Origin of the sequence: Nocardia bovistercoris (assembly GCF_015674855.1) — a bacterium.
In the GTDB taxonomy this organism is placed as follows: Bacteria; Actinomycetota; Actinomycetes; order Mycobacteriales; family Mycobacteriaceae; genus Nocardia; species Nocardia bovistercoris.
The window spans coordinates 54,518-71,377 of record NZ_JADMLG010000016.1; the positions used below are offsets into that span (position 1 = coordinate 54,518).

At 68.6% G+C, this 16,860-nt stretch carries 14 protein-coding genes; 5 read left to right on the forward strand and 9 right to left on the reverse strand.

What is annotated here, in order from left to right; genetic code table 11:
- Nucleotides 1–97 precede the first annotated feature (97 nt).
- The 3 genes from IT779_RS30255 to IT779_RS30265 all read right to left on the reverse strand — a co-directional run bounded on the left by IT779_RS30255 (nucleotide 98) and on the right by IT779_RS30265 (nucleotide 3,200).
- Nucleotides 98–751 carry a LysE family translocator gene (locus tag IT779_RS30255; RefSeq protein ID WP_196152874.1) on the reverse strand — a complete coding sequence of 218 codons (654 nt, stop codon included), beginning with the start codon at nucleotides 749–751 and terminating at the stop codon, nucleotides 98–100.
- Between the two features lie 81 nt (nucleotides 752–832).
- Nucleotides 833–1,501, reverse strand: coding sequence for a DUF3239 domain-containing protein (locus IT779_RS30260; protein ID WP_196152875.1), 669 nt, complete (start codon nucleotides 1,499–1,501; stop codon nucleotides 833–835).
- Between the two features lie 40 nt (nucleotides 1,502–1,541).
- Nucleotides 1,542–3,200: a DNA repair helicase XPB gene (locus tag IT779_RS30265; protein WP_196152876.1), complete on the reverse strand. Its 1,659-nt coding sequence runs from the start codon at nucleotides 3,198–3,200 to the stop codon at nucleotides 1,542–1,544.
- A gap of 343 nt (nucleotides 3,201–3,543) precedes the next feature.
- On the opposite strand from IT779_RS30265, the gene IT779_RS30270 reads away from it, so the two are divergent.
- Entirely contained in the window at nucleotides 3,544–4,188 is a 645-nt protein-coding gene (locus IT779_RS30270) for a LysE family translocator (RefSeq protein ID WP_196152877.1), read from the forward strand.
- Between the two features lie 104 nt (nucleotides 4,189–4,292).
- Here the strand turns inward: IT779_RS30270 and IT779_RS30275 are convergent, their stop codons facing one another.
- Entirely contained in the window at nucleotides 4,293–5,480 is a 1,188-nt protein-coding gene (locus IT779_RS30275; RefSeq protein WP_196152878.1) for a pyridoxal phosphate-dependent aminotransferase, read from the reverse strand.
- A gap of 181 nt (nucleotides 5,481–5,661) precedes the next feature.
- Here IT779_RS30275 and IT779_RS30280 point away from each other — a divergent pair, with 181 nt between their 5' ends.
- Nucleotides 5,662–5,880 carry a hypothetical protein gene (locus IT779_RS30280; protein ID WP_196152879.1) on the forward strand — a complete coding sequence of 73 codons (219 nt, stop codon included), beginning with the start codon at nucleotides 5,662–5,664 and terminating at the stop codon, nucleotides 5,878–5,880.
- A gap of 51 nt (nucleotides 5,881–5,931) precedes the next feature.
- Here IT779_RS30280 and sigJ read toward each other — a convergent pair whose 3' ends face one another.
- The 4 genes from sigJ to IT779_RS30300 all read right to left on the reverse strand — a co-directional run bounded on the left by sigJ (nucleotide 5,932) and on the right by IT779_RS30300 (nucleotide 9,687).
- Nucleotides 5,932–6,849, reverse strand: a complete 918-nt coding sequence (gene sigJ, locus IT779_RS30285) for an RNA polymerase sigma factor SigJ (RefSeq protein WP_196152880.1) — start codon at nucleotides 6,847–6,849, stop codon at nucleotides 5,932–5,934.
- A gap of 84 nt (nucleotides 6,850–6,933) precedes the next feature.
- A complete protein-coding gene (locus tag IT779_RS30290) occupies nucleotides 6,934–8,025 on the reverse strand; it encodes a 3-deoxy-7-phosphoheptulonate synthase (RefSeq protein WP_196152881.1) in 1,092 nt (363 codons plus the stop codon).
- Between the two features lie 218 nt (nucleotides 8,026–8,243).
- Nucleotides 8,244–8,714 carry a carboxymuconolactone decarboxylase family protein gene (locus tag IT779_RS30295; RefSeq protein ID WP_196152882.1) on the reverse strand — a complete coding sequence of 157 codons (471 nt, stop codon included), beginning with the start codon at nucleotides 8,712–8,714 and terminating at the stop codon, nucleotides 8,244–8,246.
- A gap of 91 nt (nucleotides 8,715–8,805) precedes the next feature.
- The gene (locus IT779_RS30300) at nucleotides 8,806–9,687 is read right to left on the reverse strand and encodes an oxidoreductase (RefSeq protein ID WP_196152883.1); all 882 of its coding nucleotides are present in this window, start codon (nucleotides 9,685–9,687) and stop codon (nucleotides 8,806–8,808) included.
- 134 nt (nucleotides 9,688–9,821) lie between these two features.
- On the opposite strand from IT779_RS30300, the gene IT779_RS30305 reads away from it, so the two are divergent.
- Nucleotides 9,822–11,438, forward strand: a complete 1,617-nt coding sequence (locus tag IT779_RS30305) for a (2,3-dihydroxybenzoyl)adenylate synthase (RefSeq protein WP_196152884.1) — start codon at nucleotides 9,822–9,824, stop codon at nucleotides 11,436–11,438.
- A gap of 47 nt (nucleotides 11,439–11,485) precedes the next feature.
- On the opposite strand, the gene IT779_RS30310 is transcribed toward IT779_RS30305, so the two are convergent.
- Entirely contained in the window at nucleotides 11,486–12,799 is a 1,314-nt protein-coding gene (locus tag IT779_RS30310) for a salicylate synthase (protein WP_196152885.1), read from the reverse strand.
- Nucleotides 12,800–12,943: 144 nt separating this feature from the next.
- Here IT779_RS30310 and IT779_RS38215 point away from each other — a divergent pair, with 144 nt between their 5' ends.
- Nucleotides 12,944–15,400, forward strand: a complete 2,457-nt coding sequence (locus tag IT779_RS38215) for a glycerol-3-phosphate 1-O-acyltransferase (protein ID WP_232542256.1) — start codon at nucleotides 12,944–12,946, stop codon at nucleotides 15,398–15,400.
- On the forward strand, nucleotides 15,397–16,830 hold the full coding sequence (locus tag IT779_RS38920) for an HAD-IB family hydrolase (protein ID WP_332839039.1): 1,434 nt from the start codon (nucleotides 15,397–15,399) through the stop codon (nucleotides 16,828–16,830). Before IT779_RS38215 ends, IT779_RS38920 begins: the two co-directional genes overlap by 4 nt.
- Nucleotides 16,831–16,860: the final 30 nt, after the last annotated feature.

The window sequence follows — 16,860 nt, forward strand, 5'->3', positions numbered from 1 at the left end:
GCACCTTCCCCTTCTCTCGAATCGGCTCTCGAATCGGCTCAGCGCGCCACGGACGATCGGGTACGACTCGCTTCGGCACCGCTGGATGGTAGTCGGTTCAGTCGGTCGCGCCGCTGATCGCCACCGACGCGCCGAGCCCGACGATCATCGCGCCGCCCGCCCCACCCACGGCCTCCAACCTACGCGGTGATCGCGCGAACCAGTTCCGCGCGGCCGCGGCCAGCAAGGCCCACGCGCTGTCGGAGACCAGCGCGATCGCGATGAACACGCTGCCGAGCACCAGGAATTGCAGCGGCAGCGGACCCGCCGACGGCTCGATGAAATGCGGAAGGACGGCAGCGAAGAACACGATCGCCTTCGGATTGGTCACCCCGACCGTGAAGCTCTGTCGCAGCACCCGCAGCGCCGAGGCGCGCGCGTCGAGGTCCGATTCGGCGAGTCCGCTCATCGCCTCGCGCAGCGACTTACGCTCCCGGATCGCCTGGATGCCCAGGTGGATGAGGTACAGCGCGCCCGCGAACTTCACCGCCGTGAGCGCGAACGACGAGGCCATGAGCACCGTGCCGAGCCCGACCGCGACGAACAGCAGTGCCAGGTAGACCCCCGCCGCGTGGCCGAGCACCGACAGCAGTGCGGCGCGGCGGCCGAGGGTGAGCGCACGGCCTATGGTGAACAAGACGCCGGGGCCCGGCACCACGATCAGGATGAACGCCGCGGCGACGAAGGCGAGCAGATTCGAGAGCGGGACCATGAGCCGAGTCTAGAACGCGGCGCAACCGCTTTTACGGTGATGTATTCGAATACTTATGTGCCACAAAAAAGTTCGAAGCGATCATGAACCCAGGTCGCCCGGCAGCTGCTGCGGATCGAGCAGCAGGCGCTTGGCCGAAGTGGTGCGCACCTTGGCGGCGAGTTCGAGATTGTCGGTGAGCAACCGCCACTCGACCTCACTGATGGCCGCGCGCGCCTGCTCGATCACCCGCGCATCCCTGGTGCCCCACGCGATGGGCATCGCACTCACTACCTGCCAGCGCTCCCCGACCTGACGTGGCGCGCGCTCGTGGCGAACCGCGACCGACGGCACCCGTTCACCGGCCCGTTTGTGATGTCCGGGCAGGTCACGCACCTTCCTGGTGACCAGCGCGTAGCGCGAATCCCCCGCCTCGGGACCCGATACGTCGACCAGGGCGAGCAGCACCACCCCCGAGGGGTTGGTCTCCGAGACCACCGCGGGCACCAGTTCGCCATCGGCGTACAGCCTGTCGATGCCCGCGCGGTGCGGCGCCGACAGCGTGACCCACAGGGCAACCACCGCGCCGAGCGCGAACGCGACGGCGAGCAGATACGACCACGGATGGTTCAACCAGATCAGCAAGGCCGTCGCCGCGGTCGCGAGCACCGTCGCGGCGATCGAGAGCAGGCGGAACCTGCGCAGGTCGGCGAACACTTCGTTCACCGCATGGGCGTGGCTGCGGTCCACCGCGAATTCGAAGCGTCGCACATCCTCTTCCTAGCACACGTTGTGGAGGTTATGCCTCCACTTATCCGATGGCAGGTCCCAGCAAGTCGTCGGCGTCGGTGATGCGGTAGGCATACCCCTGTTCGGCGAGGAAGCGCTGCCGATGCGCCGCGTACTCGGCGTCCAGCGTGTCACGCGCGACGACGGAATAGAAGTGCGCCTGCCCGCCGTCCTGCTTGGGCCGCAACAACCGACCCAGCCGCTGCGCCTCTTCCTGGCGCGACCCGAAGGTCCCCGAAACCTGCACCGCGACAGACGCTTCGGGTAGGTCGATGGAGAAGTTCGCGACCTTGCTCACCACGAGCACCGGAATCTCACCGCGCCGGAAGGCGTCGAAAAGCTCTTCGCGCTCTTTGGTTTTCGTGGAACCCTGGATCACCGGAGCGTCCAGCGCGACACCGAGTTCGTCCAGTTGGTCGAGATAGGCGCCGATCACCAGGGTCGGCGCATCGGCGTGCCGCGCCAGGATCGACTCCACCACCGCGATCTTGGTGCGCGCCGTCGAGCACAGCTTGTAGCGCTCCTCCGGTTCCGCGGTGGCATACGTCATCCGCTCGGCATCGGTGAGCGTGACCCGCACCTCGACACAGTCGGCGGGCGCGATCCACCCCTGCGCCTCGATGTCCTTCCACGGCGCGTCGTAGCGCTTGGGTCCGATCAGGGAGAACACATCGCCCTCCCGGCCGTCCTCGCGGACCAGCGTTGCCGTGAGACCGAGCCGCCGCCGCGACTGGAGATCAGCCGTCATCCGGAAGACCGGCGCGGGCAGCAGGTGGACCTCGTCGTAGATGACCAGACCCCAGTCCCGGCTGTCGAACAGCTCCAGATGCTTGTACTCGCCCTTGGTACGGCGGGTGATCACTTGATACGTCGCGATGGTGACCGGGCGGATCTCCTTGCGCTCACCGGAGTACTCGCCGATCTCCTCCTCGGTGAGCGAGGTGCGGGCGAGCAGTTCGCGCCGCCACTGCCGCCCGGCGACGGTATTGGTGACCAGGATCAACGTGGTGGCCTTCGCCTGCGCCATGGCCGCGGCGCCGACCATGGTCTTGCCCGCGCCGCAGGGCAGCACGACCACGCCGGAGCCGCCGGCCCAGAACGAGTCCGCCGCCATCTGCTGATAGTCGCGCAGCTCCCAGTGACCGCCCTCGTAGTCGAGGTCGATCGGATGGGCCTCCCCGTCGACGTAACCCGCCAGATCCTCGGCGGGCCAGCCGATCTTCAACAGCATCTGCTTGATGCGCCCGCGTTCGGAAGGGTGCACCTGCACGGTGTCGTCGTCGAGGCGGTTGCCGATCATCGGCGCGATCTTCTTGTGCCGCAGCACCTCTTCGAGCACCGCGCGATCCAGGCTGACCAGTGTCAACCCGTGCGCCGGATGCTTGACCAGCTGCAACCGCCCGTAGCGGGCCATGGTGTCGACGATGTCGACCAGCAGCGGCTGCGGCACCGCGTACCGGGAATAGGTGACAAGCGCGTCGACGACCTGTTCGGCGTCGTGCCCGGCCGCACGCGCGTTCCACAGCGCCAGCGGCGTGATCCGGTAGGTGTGCACGTGCTCGGGCGCGCGCTCCAACTCGGCGAACGGCGCGATGGCCTGGCGCGCCATGTCGGAGGACTCGTGGTCGATCTCCAACAACAGCGTCTTGTCACTCTGCACGATCAACGGACCGTCGGTCACAGTCTCTCCTCGTATCCGGTAGGTCGAACGCGCCGCCGACCACCCACCCCTTCACACCGACCCGCCCATTCTCCCCGAGACCACCGACAACCGGGAGCGCGGGACCATCGAGCCCGCGTCGGCGCGGTGCGGCCGTTGGCGCGACACTACAGCGCCACGGCCTCGGGATTTGTTCCGCGCCCCGATCGGGCGCCGCCGATCACCCCGTGCGCACCGATGGCGCGGGCTGCCGCGAAGTAGGCCGTCGCCGCGGCGGCGCGCTCACGTCACGTGACCGACGAGCGGGCCACCGGCGCCGAAGTGGACCGAGACGCGCGCGGCCACGGTCAGCGACGATCGACCCATGATCGAGTTCACGGCGGTTCTCGGCGTCGCGGCGGCGGCGCTCGGCATGGTGCTCACACCGGGCCCGAACATGATGTACCTGGTGTCACGCACAGTGTCGCAAGGGCGACGCGCGGGCCTCGTCTCACTGTCGGGCGTCGCGGCGGGTTTCGCCGTGTACCTGGCGGCCGCGACCGCGGGCATCACGGCGGTGTTCGCGGTGGTGCCTGGCCTGTACGTCGCGGTGAAGGTCGCCGGTGCGGCCTACCTGCTGTGGCTGGCCTGGCAGGCGGTGCGGCCCGGCGGGGTCTCGGTGTTCGCGCCGAGCGCACTGCCCGCCGACCCGACGCGGCGACTGTTCACCATGGGCCTGTTCACGAATCTGCTCAACCCGAAGCTCGCCGTCATGTACATGGCCCTGATCCCGCAGTTCGTTGCGCTCGACGCGGGTCGGGTGTGGTTGCAGAGCCTCTGTCTCGGCGGGGTACAGATCGCGGTCTCACTGACCGTGAACACTCTGATCGTGCTCGGCGCGGGCGCGGTCTCCACTTTCCTCACCGCCCGGCCGCTATGGTTGCGGGCACAGCGGTGGGTGATGGGCTCGGTGCTCGGCGCGATCGCCGTGCTGCTCGTCACCGACCGAGCACGGCCGACGCCCGCGTAGTTTTCGAGCCTTCGGGTCGATCGATACGTGAGCTCGGCGAACCGCACGATACCGGCCGACCGCATCCGCTCGGCGCGGATGCGGCACGGCGGCAGAGGTTCCCGTCAGTTGTCGACGCCGACGCCGACGCCCGCGCGCAGCCTGCGCACACCCTCGTCCAGGGTCTCGTCCTTCTTGCAGAAGGTGAAGCGCACCAACCGGTCCCAGCTCGGCTTGTCGTCGGCGAAGACGCTGACCGGCACCGCGGCGACGCCGAGGCGATCCGGCAGCGAGCGGCAGAACTCGAGTCCGTCGGTGGCGCCCATGGGCGTGATGTCGGCGCAGACGAAATACCCTCCCGCGCTGTACTTCACGTCGAACCCGGTGGCGGAGAGCGCGTCGGAAAGGCGGATACGCTTGTCCGACAGTGTATCTCGCAACCGTGCCACCCAGTCGAGTTCCTCGTTGAGCGCGTAGGCCACCGCGGGCTGGAACGGCCCGCCCGCGACGAAGGTCAGGAACTGCTTGGCGGTGAGCACGCCGTCGATGAGCCGCGCGGGCGCGCACACCCACCCGGTCTTCCAGCCGGTGACGCTGAAAGTCTTGGCCGCACTCGACACGACCAGCGTCCGCTCGCGCATGCCGGGCAGCGTGGACAGGCTGATGTGCTCGACGCCGTCGTAGACCAGGTGTTCGTACACCTCGTCGGCGAGTACCAGCAGATCGTGTTCGCGGGCGATGTCGGCGATGGCGGTGAGATCGGCGCGGCCGAGTACCGTCCCGGTCGGATTGTGCGGCGAGTTGACCACGAGCATGCGGGTGGCGGGGGTGATCGCGGCGCGCAGGCTGTCCAGGTCGAGGACGAACCGGTCGCCGTCGGGCACCAGCCGCGCGGTGCGCCGCCGCGCGCCCGCCAGCGCGACGGCGGCGGCGTAGGAGTCGTAATACGGTTCGATCAGCACGACTTCGCCGCCCGGTTCGACGAGGCCGAGCAGTGTGGCGGCGATCGCCTCGGTGGCGCCGACGGTGACGAGCACCTCGGAATCTGGATCGTAGGCGGTACCGTAGCGGCGGGCGCGGTCCTCGGCGATGGCGTTGCGCAGCACCGGCATTCCCCGTCCCGGCGGGTACTGGTTGAGCCCGCCCGCGATGGCCTCGCGCGCGACCTCGAGCATCCCGGCGGGTCCGTCGGTGTCCGGAAATCCCTGACCTAAGTTCACCGCCCCGTGCCGCAGGGCGAGTTCGGTCATCTCGGCGAAGATGGTCGAGGCGAAGGGTCGGAGACGATCGACGGTCGCGGGGTGCGAAGACATATCCGGCAGAGTAGCCCAGAGGTCACTATTGTTGCTATCAGATAGCGAATGGCTATGTTTCACATTGAATTAAGCGCTTCCACCTGCGTGGTTGTGCGTTTCCCTGATGAGAGCTAGCCTCGCCGTGTTCTACCTCACAAATACCGCCGCCCCGCGCGACGGAATCTCGAAAGGGGCGTATATGGCCTCCTATCTGGACCTCGTACTGCAACCGGCCGCGTCGGAGGTGGCCGGAACGGTACTCGGGTTCGTCCGAACGACCGTGCAGGGTGTGATCGAAAGCACCGGCGACTGGTTCACCGGATCATCCACCGGCGACTTCTTCCTCGGCTCGAGCACCGGGAACCACGGCACCGGTTCCTCGACCGGCGACTGGTTCAGCGGCTCCGCAATCCCGTAACGACTCGAACGACGTCGGGCCCGACGACGAGGGTCGGACCCGGCGGTCGGCTCACGGGCGCACGCCGGTCAACTTGGCCGGATTCGCGTGATCGTAAGTCCCCCAGACATACCCGTCCCGCGCCGTGAACCCGACGACCCTGGCCGGATGCCAGTCCTGTTCGAACAGCTCCGAGTCCAGATTGATCACCAGCCCCAATTGCCCGTTCACCGTGGCGAATTCGAAGCGGGTGGCAGATTCGTCGGACGCGCCGATCCCGTATCGGTGCACCAGCGCCAGCATGAACCGCGCCACCTGCTCCGCACCGCCGACGATATTCACCGCCGTGGACGTGGTGCCGTTCGCGTCGCCGATCAGGACCGCGTCCGGGTGCAGCGCACCGACCACCGTCCGTAACTCCCCCGTGGCCAGCGCCGCGAGCAACCGCCGTACCGCCGCCTCGTGTTCGGCATCGGGCGCGGGCGCGGGCAGGCCGTCCATCACCTCGTCCGCGTGCGCCACGCATCGCGCGGCCGCCGAGGTCGAGATCTCCAGCGCCGCGCCGATCTCCTCGAACGACATCGAAAGACTCTCGCGCAGTACATATGCCACGCGCTGCGGCGCGGTGAGCGTATCGAGCAGCACCAGCGCGGCCATATGACAGCCGTGGTCGCGGGCGACGGCGTCGAGCGCGTCGGGCGCGCGGCCGGGCCGGACGCCGGTCACCACCGGTTCCGGCAGCCACTGGCCGACATAGTTCTCGCGCCGCAGCGCGGCGCTGTGCAGGTGGTCGAGGCAGATCCGGCCGACCACGCCGCTGAGCCAGACCCGAAGGTCATCGATCTCGGACTGGTGGACGCCCGCGAGCCGCAGTCTGCTCTCCTGGATCGCGTCCTCGGCATCGCCGACGCTGCCCGTCATCCGGTAGGCGACGGAGAACAAGTGTGCCCGATGAGATTCGAACAATTCGGCGAGAAGCGCGGCAACCATCGGGGTGGATTCTACGGTCCGCCCCGCCCGCGGTATCGCCTGACCCGCCCGCGCGGGGCGGGTCGGCGATCTACGCGCGAACCTTCAACGCGCCCGGCGCCGCGCGACGGCGTCGGCCAGCCGGTCGAGCTGAACGGCGGTGGTTTCCCAGTCCAGGCAGGCGTCGGTGATGGACTGCCCGTAGGTGAGGTCGGCCGAACGCCCCAGCGTCAGATCCTGGCGACCCGCCACCAGGAAACTTTCCAGCATCACGCCGACCACCGCGCGCTCGCCGCCCGCGACCCGCTCGGCGATGTCGGTGACCACGTCGACCTGCTTCGCGTGGTCCTTGTTGCTGTTGCCGTGGCTGGCGTCGACCACGAGCCGCTGCGGCAGCGACGCCTTCTCCAGGCGCAGGCAGGCCTCGGCCACCGAGGCGGCGTCGTAGTTCGTGCCATTGCTGCCGCCGCGCAGGATGACATGGCAGTCCTCGTTGCCCGAGGTGCGGATCAGCGCGGAGCGGCCGTCCAGATCGGTGCCGGGGAACACGTGGCTGGCCGCGGCCGCGCGCACGCCGTCCACCGCGACCTGCACGTCGCCGTCGGTCCCGTTCTTGATGCCGACCGGCATGGATAGCGCGCTGCTGAGTTGGCGGTGCACCTGACTGGCCGCGGTGCGCGCGCCGATCGCGCCGTAGGACACCAGGTCCGCGATGTACTGCGGGGTGATCGGGTCGAGGAATTCACAGGCGACCGGCAGTCCGAGCGCGGTGATGTCGACCAGCAGTTTGCGGCCGAATCCCAGACCGGTGTTGACGTCGAAGGAACCGTCGAGGTGCGGGTCGTTGACCAGGCCCTTCCATCCGAGCGTGGTGCGCGGCTTCTCGAAGTAGACCCGCATCACCACGTGCAGCCGGTCGTCCAGCTCGCCCGCCTTCGCGGCCAGCTTGCGCGCGTAGTCCATGGCGGCGACGGGATCGTGCACCGAGCACGGGCCGACGATCACCATCAGGCGATCGTCGGCGCCGCCGAGTACCTCGACGGTGGCCTTGCGGCCCGCCCGGACGGTGTCGGCGAGTGCGTCGGTGATCTGATGCACCCGGCGCACCTCGGCGGGCGAGCGCAACGGGCTCACGCTCAGGGTGCGCTGATCATCGAGATCGGAATGCCGCGAGTCGACATCGGCTGCGGTTGTCATAGCTGTGGGTTCCTTTACTTGGAAGGCCGACCCACGGAATCGTGCTGCCCCGTCGAGCCGGTCTTGATCCGGCTCGGGGTGGGAGGTCAGCGCAAGCGGTTGCCGCAGACCGACCCACCCGGGGCCGGCTTGCTAAACCAGAAATACGCGCGCTGCACGTCGGTCACAGTACCAGCACCGAACGCGACGGTGACCGGGAAATGTCCGCCGAGACCCGGTCACCACTGCCCTGGCTGATACGAACCGGCGGGCTGCCGCACGATGACGTTCATCCGGTTGTAGGCGTTGATCAGGGCGATCAGTGAAATCAGCGCGGCGATCTGGTCGCCGTCGTAATGCTTCTCGACCTGCGCCCACGTGTCGTCGCTCACACCGTGGCTCGCGTCCGCGAGCCGGGTGCCCTCCTCGGCGAGCGCCAGCGCCGCGCGCTCGGCCTCGGTGAAGACGGTGGCCTCGCGCCAGACCGCGACCAGGTTCAGCCGCAGCTGGGTCTCGCCCGCGTGCGCGGCGTCCTTGGCGTGCATATCCGTGCAGAATCCGCAGCCGTTGATCTGGCTGGCCCGCAGTTTGACCATCTCCTGGGTGAGCAGCGGGAGGGTCGACTCGTTGACGAGCTGCCCGGCATTGCCGATGCGCTTGATGAACTTGGCGCCGTTCTCGTTGCCGAAGTAGTCGAATCGCGCGTTCATGGTGTGCCTTCTCTCTGTAATCGCCGGTGGGCTTTCACAGAGACGACGACGTGGCACGCACCAGCGTGACAGCCGGTTCAGGTGACCCACATCACATCGGTGGCAGGTTGTAGACCACGCCCGTCAACCGCTCCGACAGCTCCCACAGTCCCGCGGCGACCTGCTCGTCCTTGGACGCTTTGTTCGAGTCGGCAAGACCGGGATACCCGCGCATGCCGCCCAACGAGGTGGGTCCGTAGTAGGCGCCCGGCTCGACCGAGGCGGTCGCGGCGTACAACTCGGGCAGCGCACCCATCTCGGCACTCTGCGCGAGCACTCGGTTGCCGACCGCCATCAGCTGGTCGAAGAACGATTCGGTATGCGATTGCAGTTCGGTGGCGGCGTAACCGGGGTGCGCGGCCACCGACAGCTTCGACGAGCCCGCCGCGGTGAGCTTGCGCTGCAATTCGTAGGTGAACAGCAGATTCGCCAACTTCGCCTGACCATAGGCGCCCCAACGCTTGTAGGGGCGGCGCTCCCAGTTCAGGTCGTCCAGATCGATGCGACCGCTGGCGTGCGCGCCGCTCGACACCGTGACGATCCGGTCGGAGATGCGGTCGAGCAGCAGTCCGGTGAGCGCGAAGTGGCCGAGATGATTGGTGCCGACCTGCGATTCGAATCCGTCGGCGGTGCGCCCGAGCGGCACGGCCATGATGCCCGCGTTGTTGATCAGCACGTCGGCTTTGTCGACGCCCGCGGCGAATTCGCGGACAGAGGCGAGGTCGGCGAGGTCGAGGCGGGCGACCCGCGCGGCCGCGCCGATCTCGGCGGCGACGCGTTCCCCCTTCTCGGTATTGCGGCAGGCGAGCACGACCTGCGCTCCCGCCTTGGCCAGCGCGCGCACGGCCACCGCGCCCAAGCCGCTGTTCGCGCCGGTCACGATGAACGTCCGGCCGGTCTGATCGGGAATATCCGATGCGTCCCAACGGGTCATGGACACGAGTCTAGTACCGCCCGTTCTGTTCGAGGAGTACCGATCGCAGCCGAAACCGCACCATCCAATAGGGTTGCCTAACCTACATTGGTTACCGTATACCGCTTGCTCCGCGCGACCTTGTGAGGCACACCGTGACTTCGACACCCACCGCGTCCACCGGCCACCGCGACGGCTACGTGCCCTTCCCCGCCGAAGCCGCCGCGACCTACCGCGACGCGGGCTACTGGTCCGGACGCCCACTCGGCGATCTGCTGCGCGAGACCGCACGCCGCGCGCCGGACCGACCCGCCCTGCTCGACGGCGCGACCGCCACCTCCTACGCCGACATCGACGCCGCCGCCGACCGACTCGCCAACGGCCTGCTCGCGCTCGGCCTCGCTCCCGGCGACCGCGTCGTCGTACAACTGCCCAACGTGCCGGAATTCCTCACGGTGCTGTTCGGACTGCTGCGCGCGGGCATCATCCCGGTACTCACCCTGCCCGCGCACCGCAGGGCCGAGATCGAACACCTGGCCGCGTTGTCGGAGGCCGTCGGCTACGTGATCGCCGACCGGCTCGGCGATTTCGACTACCGCGAACTCGCCGCGTCGGTGCGCGAACGCGTGCCGAGCCTGCGCCACGTGCTCGTCCTCGGCGACGCGGGCGACTTCACCGACCTCGCCGAGGTGCCGCGCGACGGCGCCGCACCGCTGCCCGCGATCGACCCGAGCGACATCGCGCTCATGCTGGTCTCCGGCGGCACCACCGGCCTGCCCAAACTCATCGCGCGCACCCACGACGACTACGTCTACAACGCCACCGCGAGCGCCGCCATCTGCGAACTCACCGAGCACGACGTGTATCTGGCGACCCTGCCCGCCGCACACAACTTCCCGCTGGCCTGCCCTGGCATCCTCGGCACGGTCAGCGTCGGCGGCGCCGTCGCCTTCGTCACCGACCCGAGTCCGGAGAGCGCCTTCGCCGCCGTCGAACGCCACCGTGTCACGGTCACCGCCGTGGTGCCGCCGCTGGCGCAATTGTGGAGCGCCGCAACGGATTGGGAGGAGGCAGATCTGGGGTCGCTGCGCTTGCTGCAAGTCGGCGGCGCGAAACTCGCCGAGGTCAACGCCCGCGAGGTCGGCCCCGCCCTCGGGGTGACCTTGCAGCAGGTCTTCGGCATGGCCGAGGGCCTGCTCAACTACACCCGCCTCGACGACGACACCGACCTGATCTGCACCACCCAGGGCCGACCGCTGTCCCCCGCCGACGAGGTGCGGGTGGTCGACGCGGCGGGTGACGACGTCGACCCCGGCGCCGAGGGCGAACTACTCACCAAGGGGCCGTACACGATTCGCGGCTACTACCGAGCGCCCGAGCACAACGCCCGCGCGTTCACCCCGGACGGCTACTACCGCAGCGGCGATCTGGTGCGCAGGCTGCCGTCGGGCCATCTCGTGGTGTCCGGGCGCATCAAGGACGTCATCAATCGCGGCGGCGAGAACGTGTCCTGCGACGAACTCGAGGAGCATCTGCTCGCCCACCCCGCCGTCCGGCACGCCGCCGCCGTCGGCCTGCCCGACGCCGCGCTCGGCGAGAAGGTCTGCGCGGTCCTCGTCGTCGACGGTGATATGCCGACGCTGGCCGAGATCAAGACCTTCCTCACCGAACGCGGCCTCGCCACCTACAAACTGCCCGATCTGCTGCGACAGTCCGACCGGCTGCCGGTGACCGCCGTCGGGAAGATCGACAAGAAGGCGCTGCGGGGCTGAAAAAGACTCGGGGCGGGCGTGTTCCGCCCGCCCCGGCCCGCGCCCGCTCAGGCTTTGACGACGTAAGGCGCTATGCTGCCCAGCTTTTCACAGGTCTCCTCGAATTCCCGCTCGGGACGCGACTGTCCGACGATGCCCGCGCCCGCGCGCAGCCACGCGCCATCGGTGGTCTGAAACACCGCGCGCAGCACCAGCGTCGCCTCCATCGCGCCGGTCGGCGAAATAGTCACCACCGCACCGGAATACAGCCCGCGTTGGTCGCCGTCGAGCCGGAACACCGAATCCACGCCCTCCCGCTTGGGGATTCCGGAGGCCGTCACCGACGGGAACAGGACTTCCAGCGCATCCCAGCTCGACCGGTCGGCGGCGAGTTTGCCGCGCACCGTGGAAGCCAGGTGCTGGACGCTGCCGCGTTCGCGCACGGCCATGAAGTCCGAGACCGCGGGTGTGCCCGGATCGGCGACCGCGGAGATCTCGGCGAAAGAGGTCTGCACCGAGATCGCGTGTTCGACGATCTCTTTGGGGTCGCTCACCAGATCCGCGCGCGCCGCCATGTCCACGTCGTCGCCGAGTCCGAAGGCGCGGGTACCCGCGAGCGGTTCGGTGGTGACCACGCGGTCCTCGTCCACCGAGGCGACCAGTTCCGGACTGAAACCCGCCGCCTCGAGTCCGCCGAGGCGGAGCAGGAACGAGCGGGCCGGGGTGTTGTTGGCGCGGCCGAGCCGGTAGGTCGACGGGACGTCGACGGCGAAGGGTAGCTCGACCTTTCTGGACAGGATCACCTTCTGGTATCTGCCGGAACGTATTTCGTCCACCGCGGTGGCGACGCGGCCTTCGTACCCGGTCGGATCGGTGCGGATGTCGATGGGTTGCGGCTGCGGCAGCGGGCTGTCCTGGGAGGCCGCGATCAGGTCGTGGATGTCGTCGATCTCCTCGGCGGTGGCTCCGGTGATCTCGACGCCGGATTCCCCTACCTTGATCTCGATGCGGGGGATCATCAGATGCGCGATCGGGGCGCGCGGGTCGAGGTGCCTCGTGGCGTCGAGCGCCCAGGCGCAGAATTCGAATCCGATCCAGCCGTAGGCATTCCGGCCCGCGAGCGGCAGCCTGCCGAGGGCTTCGTCCAGCACACCGGCGGGCGCGCCGGTCCACGCGGCGGCGGTGGTCTCGGCTTCCCATGTCACCCGCAGCTCGTGCACGTCGAGTTCGACGCTGCCGATGGGGTCGGCGGCGAACACCCATTCGCCGGGACGTTCGTACATGACGTACTCACCGAATCGATCTGCCGCTGCCAGCCGGGACATGGCTGCCGCCGGATCGGTCACATACTCCACGCGCAAGCGCTCGTCCGTGGTCGACAACGATCCTCCAAAGGTTATGCTGACCTAACTCAAGGAGGTAAGGTTAGCATTACCTGGCTGTTTCAACTCGCCCTCCGATGTTCCTGCGGGAACGGCCGCGGAGCGATTGAATAGGGGGATCGCCTGTTTGCGGAGGGACCAGCCATGATCGAACGACGCGGGGAGACGACGACGCCGACTCCGCGAACCGCCGCGCCCGATTCGGTGGTGGCGCTGGTCGACGCGAGCTCACCGGTGGAACGCGAACTCATCGGCGCGTGGATCGCCGACGGCGGCCTGACCCGCGAATTCGGCCGCGACATCCCCGCAACCCAGATCGACCTCGACGCCGACGCCATCGCCGACCGGCTCGTCCGCAGACGCGACGACCCGCTGGTCGTCCCCGTCCGCGTGGTGTGGTTGCCACCCGAACGCGACGGCGTGCGCCGCATCACCTTCACCGATCTCGCCACGCTGACCAATCCGCGCAAACCCCATCGCTTCGCGCAACGCAGACTGCTGCGCGAACAACCCGACCGCCACGTGGTCCTCACCGGAGCGCCCGCCTCCCTCGCCGACCTGCGCGCCAACAATCCCGAAGCCGCCGCGATGCTGGCCGCCGGATCGTCGGACCCGTTCGCCCGCGCCATCGCGCGCGCCGCCGTCTTCGCACTCGAACGCGCCGAACGCACCGTCATCGGCGACCGCTACAAAGTGCCGCGACTGGTCGCCGAGGAGATCCTGGACTCGCCGGACTTCCTGCGCAGGCTCGAACTCATCGGCGACCAGATCGGCGCCGACCCCCAGGAGGTGTACCGACGGGCCGAGAAATCGCTCAACGAACTCGTCGCCGCGCAGAGCAGGCTGGTATCGGACCTGTTCACCCAGGCCATGCGGCCCGTGCACGCCTCAACCTGGAAGGTCGACCTCGAGGAATCCGGACTGGACGCCCTGCGCGCGCTGAACCGGCGCTACCCGCTGGTCTTCCTGCCGTCGCACCGCTCCTATGTGGACGCCTTCGTCCTCGGTGACGTACTCGCCCGCAACGACTTCCCGCCCAACCACGTCATCGGCGGCGCGAACCTGAGCTTCTGGCCCATGGGCCCGATCGCGCGCCGCACCGGAACGGTCTTCATCCGCCGCAGCTTCGGCGACGACGAGGTCTACAAGGCGGTCGTCGAGGAATACTTCGCCTACCTGCTGGCCAAACGCTTCAACCTGGAGTGGTACTTCGAAGGCGGGCGCACCCGCACCGGCAAACTGCGCCCACCGCGTTACGGCCTGCTCAACTACCTGGCCTCGGCGGTGCGCGGCAACCGGGTCGAAGACGTCATGCTCGTGCCGGTATCCATCACCTACGAACGGCTCAACGAACTCGGCGCCATCGCCACCGAACAGGTCGGCGGCAAGAAGAAGCCGGAAGGGCTGGCGTGGCTCGCGCGCTACGTGCGCAGTCAGCAGCATTCCGCCGGACACGTCTACGTGCGTTTCGGCGCACCGCTCTCGGCCCGCGAACGGCTGGCCGCCAACGGCGACCCCATGCATCCCGTGCCGATCACCATCCCGCTGCACCGCACCGACGCCGCCCGCGTCGAAGCGGTCGCCACCTCGACCGACGAGCACACCGCCGAACTCGAACGCAAAGCGGTGCAGCGGCTCGCCTTCGAGATCGCGGTCGGCATCAACGAGGTCACCCCGATCACCGTGAACGCGCTGGCCACCCTGGCCCTGCTCGGCGTGCAGTCCCGCGCGCTCACCCTCGGCGAGGTGCGCGCCCTGCTCGCGCCGGTCCTCGGATACATCGACAAACGCGGACTGCCAAGCGGCGAACTCGCGGCCATGCGCGACGAACAGAGCCTCGCGGTGGTGCTGGAACAGCTGTCGCTGGCCAAGGTGGTCACCGTCTACCGCGGCGGACTCGAACCGGTGTACTCCATCGAAACCGGTGCCCACCTCGAGGCCGCGTTCTACCGCAACAGCGCCGTGCACTGGTTCATCAACCGGGCCATCCTCGAACTGTCGATCCTCGCCGCGGTCGAATCCCCGGAATCCGATCAGCTCAGCACCGGGTGGGACGAGGCATACCGGCTGCGCGACCTGCTCAAATTCGATTTCTTCTTCCCCGAGCGCGGCGAATTCGCCGAACAGATGACCGCCGAGATGCTGCTGGTCGACCCGGACTGGCACAGCCACACCCGCCTGGACACCCTCGGCAGCGACGTACTCGACATGCTCACCGCCTCCGGCTTCATGATGGCCCACCGGGTGCTGCGCTCCTTCGTGGACGCGCAACTGGTGGTGGCCGAACGCCTTGCCGCCCGCGACCCCTCGGTCGAGGTGGACCGCAAACAGTTCCTCGACGAATGCGTAGCGGTCGGCAGGCAGATGCTGCTGCAACAGCGCCTGCACGGCCCGGAATCGATTTCCACCGAATTGTTCACCAGCGCACTGAAACTCGCCGGGAACTACGGCCTGGTCGAACCGGTCGACCCGGACTCGGCGCAGGCGCGGGCCGAATCCACCCGCAAACGCGAGGACTTCGCCGATCAGCTGCGCGTACTCGGCGCGCTCATCTCCCGCGCGGCCGCCCTCGACCCGTCGAATCGACCGGAGCGAGCGTGAGTCCCGCCGATCTCGCGAGCAGGCTCGAAGCGATCCGCACCGGACCGCAAGGCAGGCAGGTCGCGGCGATCTTCGATGTCAGCGGCGCGGTCCTGGACGGTTACGCGCGCCGCCGCTACCGCAGGCGCGGCACCGACGACCCGGGCGCGGTGCTGCGCGAGAGCATTCGCGACCACCTCACCGACGGCGAATACAGCCGCTTCCTGCAGCACGCCGCGCACGCGCTGGCAGGCCACACCGAGACCGAGCTCGGCGAACTCGGCGCGGGACTGTTCCGCCGCAGCGTCTACGGCCACCTGTATCCCGAAGCGTGGCGGCTGATCACCGCGCACCGCGCGGCGGGCCACACCGTTGTCCTGGTCAGCTCGCTCACGAAATTCCAGATCGCGCCCGTCGCCGCCGCACTCGGCGTCGACCGGGTGCTGTGCACCGAAATGGCGAGCCAGGACGGCGTACTCACCGGCTATGTGGCGGGCAAGACGCTGTGGCGCACCGGCAAAGCCGACGCCGTACGCGCCTTCGCCGCCGCCGACGCGATCGATCTCACCCGCAGCTACGCCTACTCCGATTCGCACGCCGACCTGCCGCTGCTGACCTCGGTCGGCAACCCCGTCGTGGTCGACGCGTCCCGCACACTCGCCGCCGTCGCCGCGGAAAAGGACTGGCCGGAGCTGACCTTCCGCCCGCGCCGCGAACCCCGCCTCGGCGACTACCTGCGCACCATCGCCGCGTTGGTGGCGCTGCTCGGCGGCGCGATCACCGGCGTCGTTTCCCGCTGCCACACCCGACGCCGCCGCGACATGGCCGACGCGCTCATGGACTACGGCGCGGGCGCGACCCTGCGGGTACTCGGCGTCCGCCTGCGGGTGACCGGCGCCGCCAACGCCCGCGCCCCGCGCCCCGCGGTCTTCCTGTTCAATCACCAGAGTCAGTTCGACGTGATCATCGTGCCGAAGGTGCTCGCGGGCGGCGTGACCGGCATCGGCAAGAAGGAACTGACCCGCAACCCGATCTTCGGCCCGCTCATGCGGTTCGTCGGCGTGACCTTCATCGACCGCTCGCACCCCGCGACCGCGAAGGCGCAGCTCGCTCCCGTCGTCGACACCCTGCGCGGCGGCCTGTCCATCGCGGTCGCGCCCGAGGGCACCCGCTCGTACACGCCGGAGGTCGGGCCGTTCAAGAAGGGCGCGTTCCATATCGCGCATCAGGCCGGGGTTCCGGTGATTCCGGTGGTGATCCGCAACGCGGGCGAGATCTCCTGGCGGAATTCGATGGTCGCGCGGCGCGGCACGGTTGACGTCGCGGTGCTCGACCCGATCGACGTGTCCGGGTGGGATCCCGAGGATATGGACGTCGAGGTGGCGCGCGTTCGGCAGCTCTATCTCGACGCACTCGTGGACTGGCCGAACCCCGAAGGTGAACAAATGTGACACGCGGCGCATTCGTGTCGGACCCTTGAC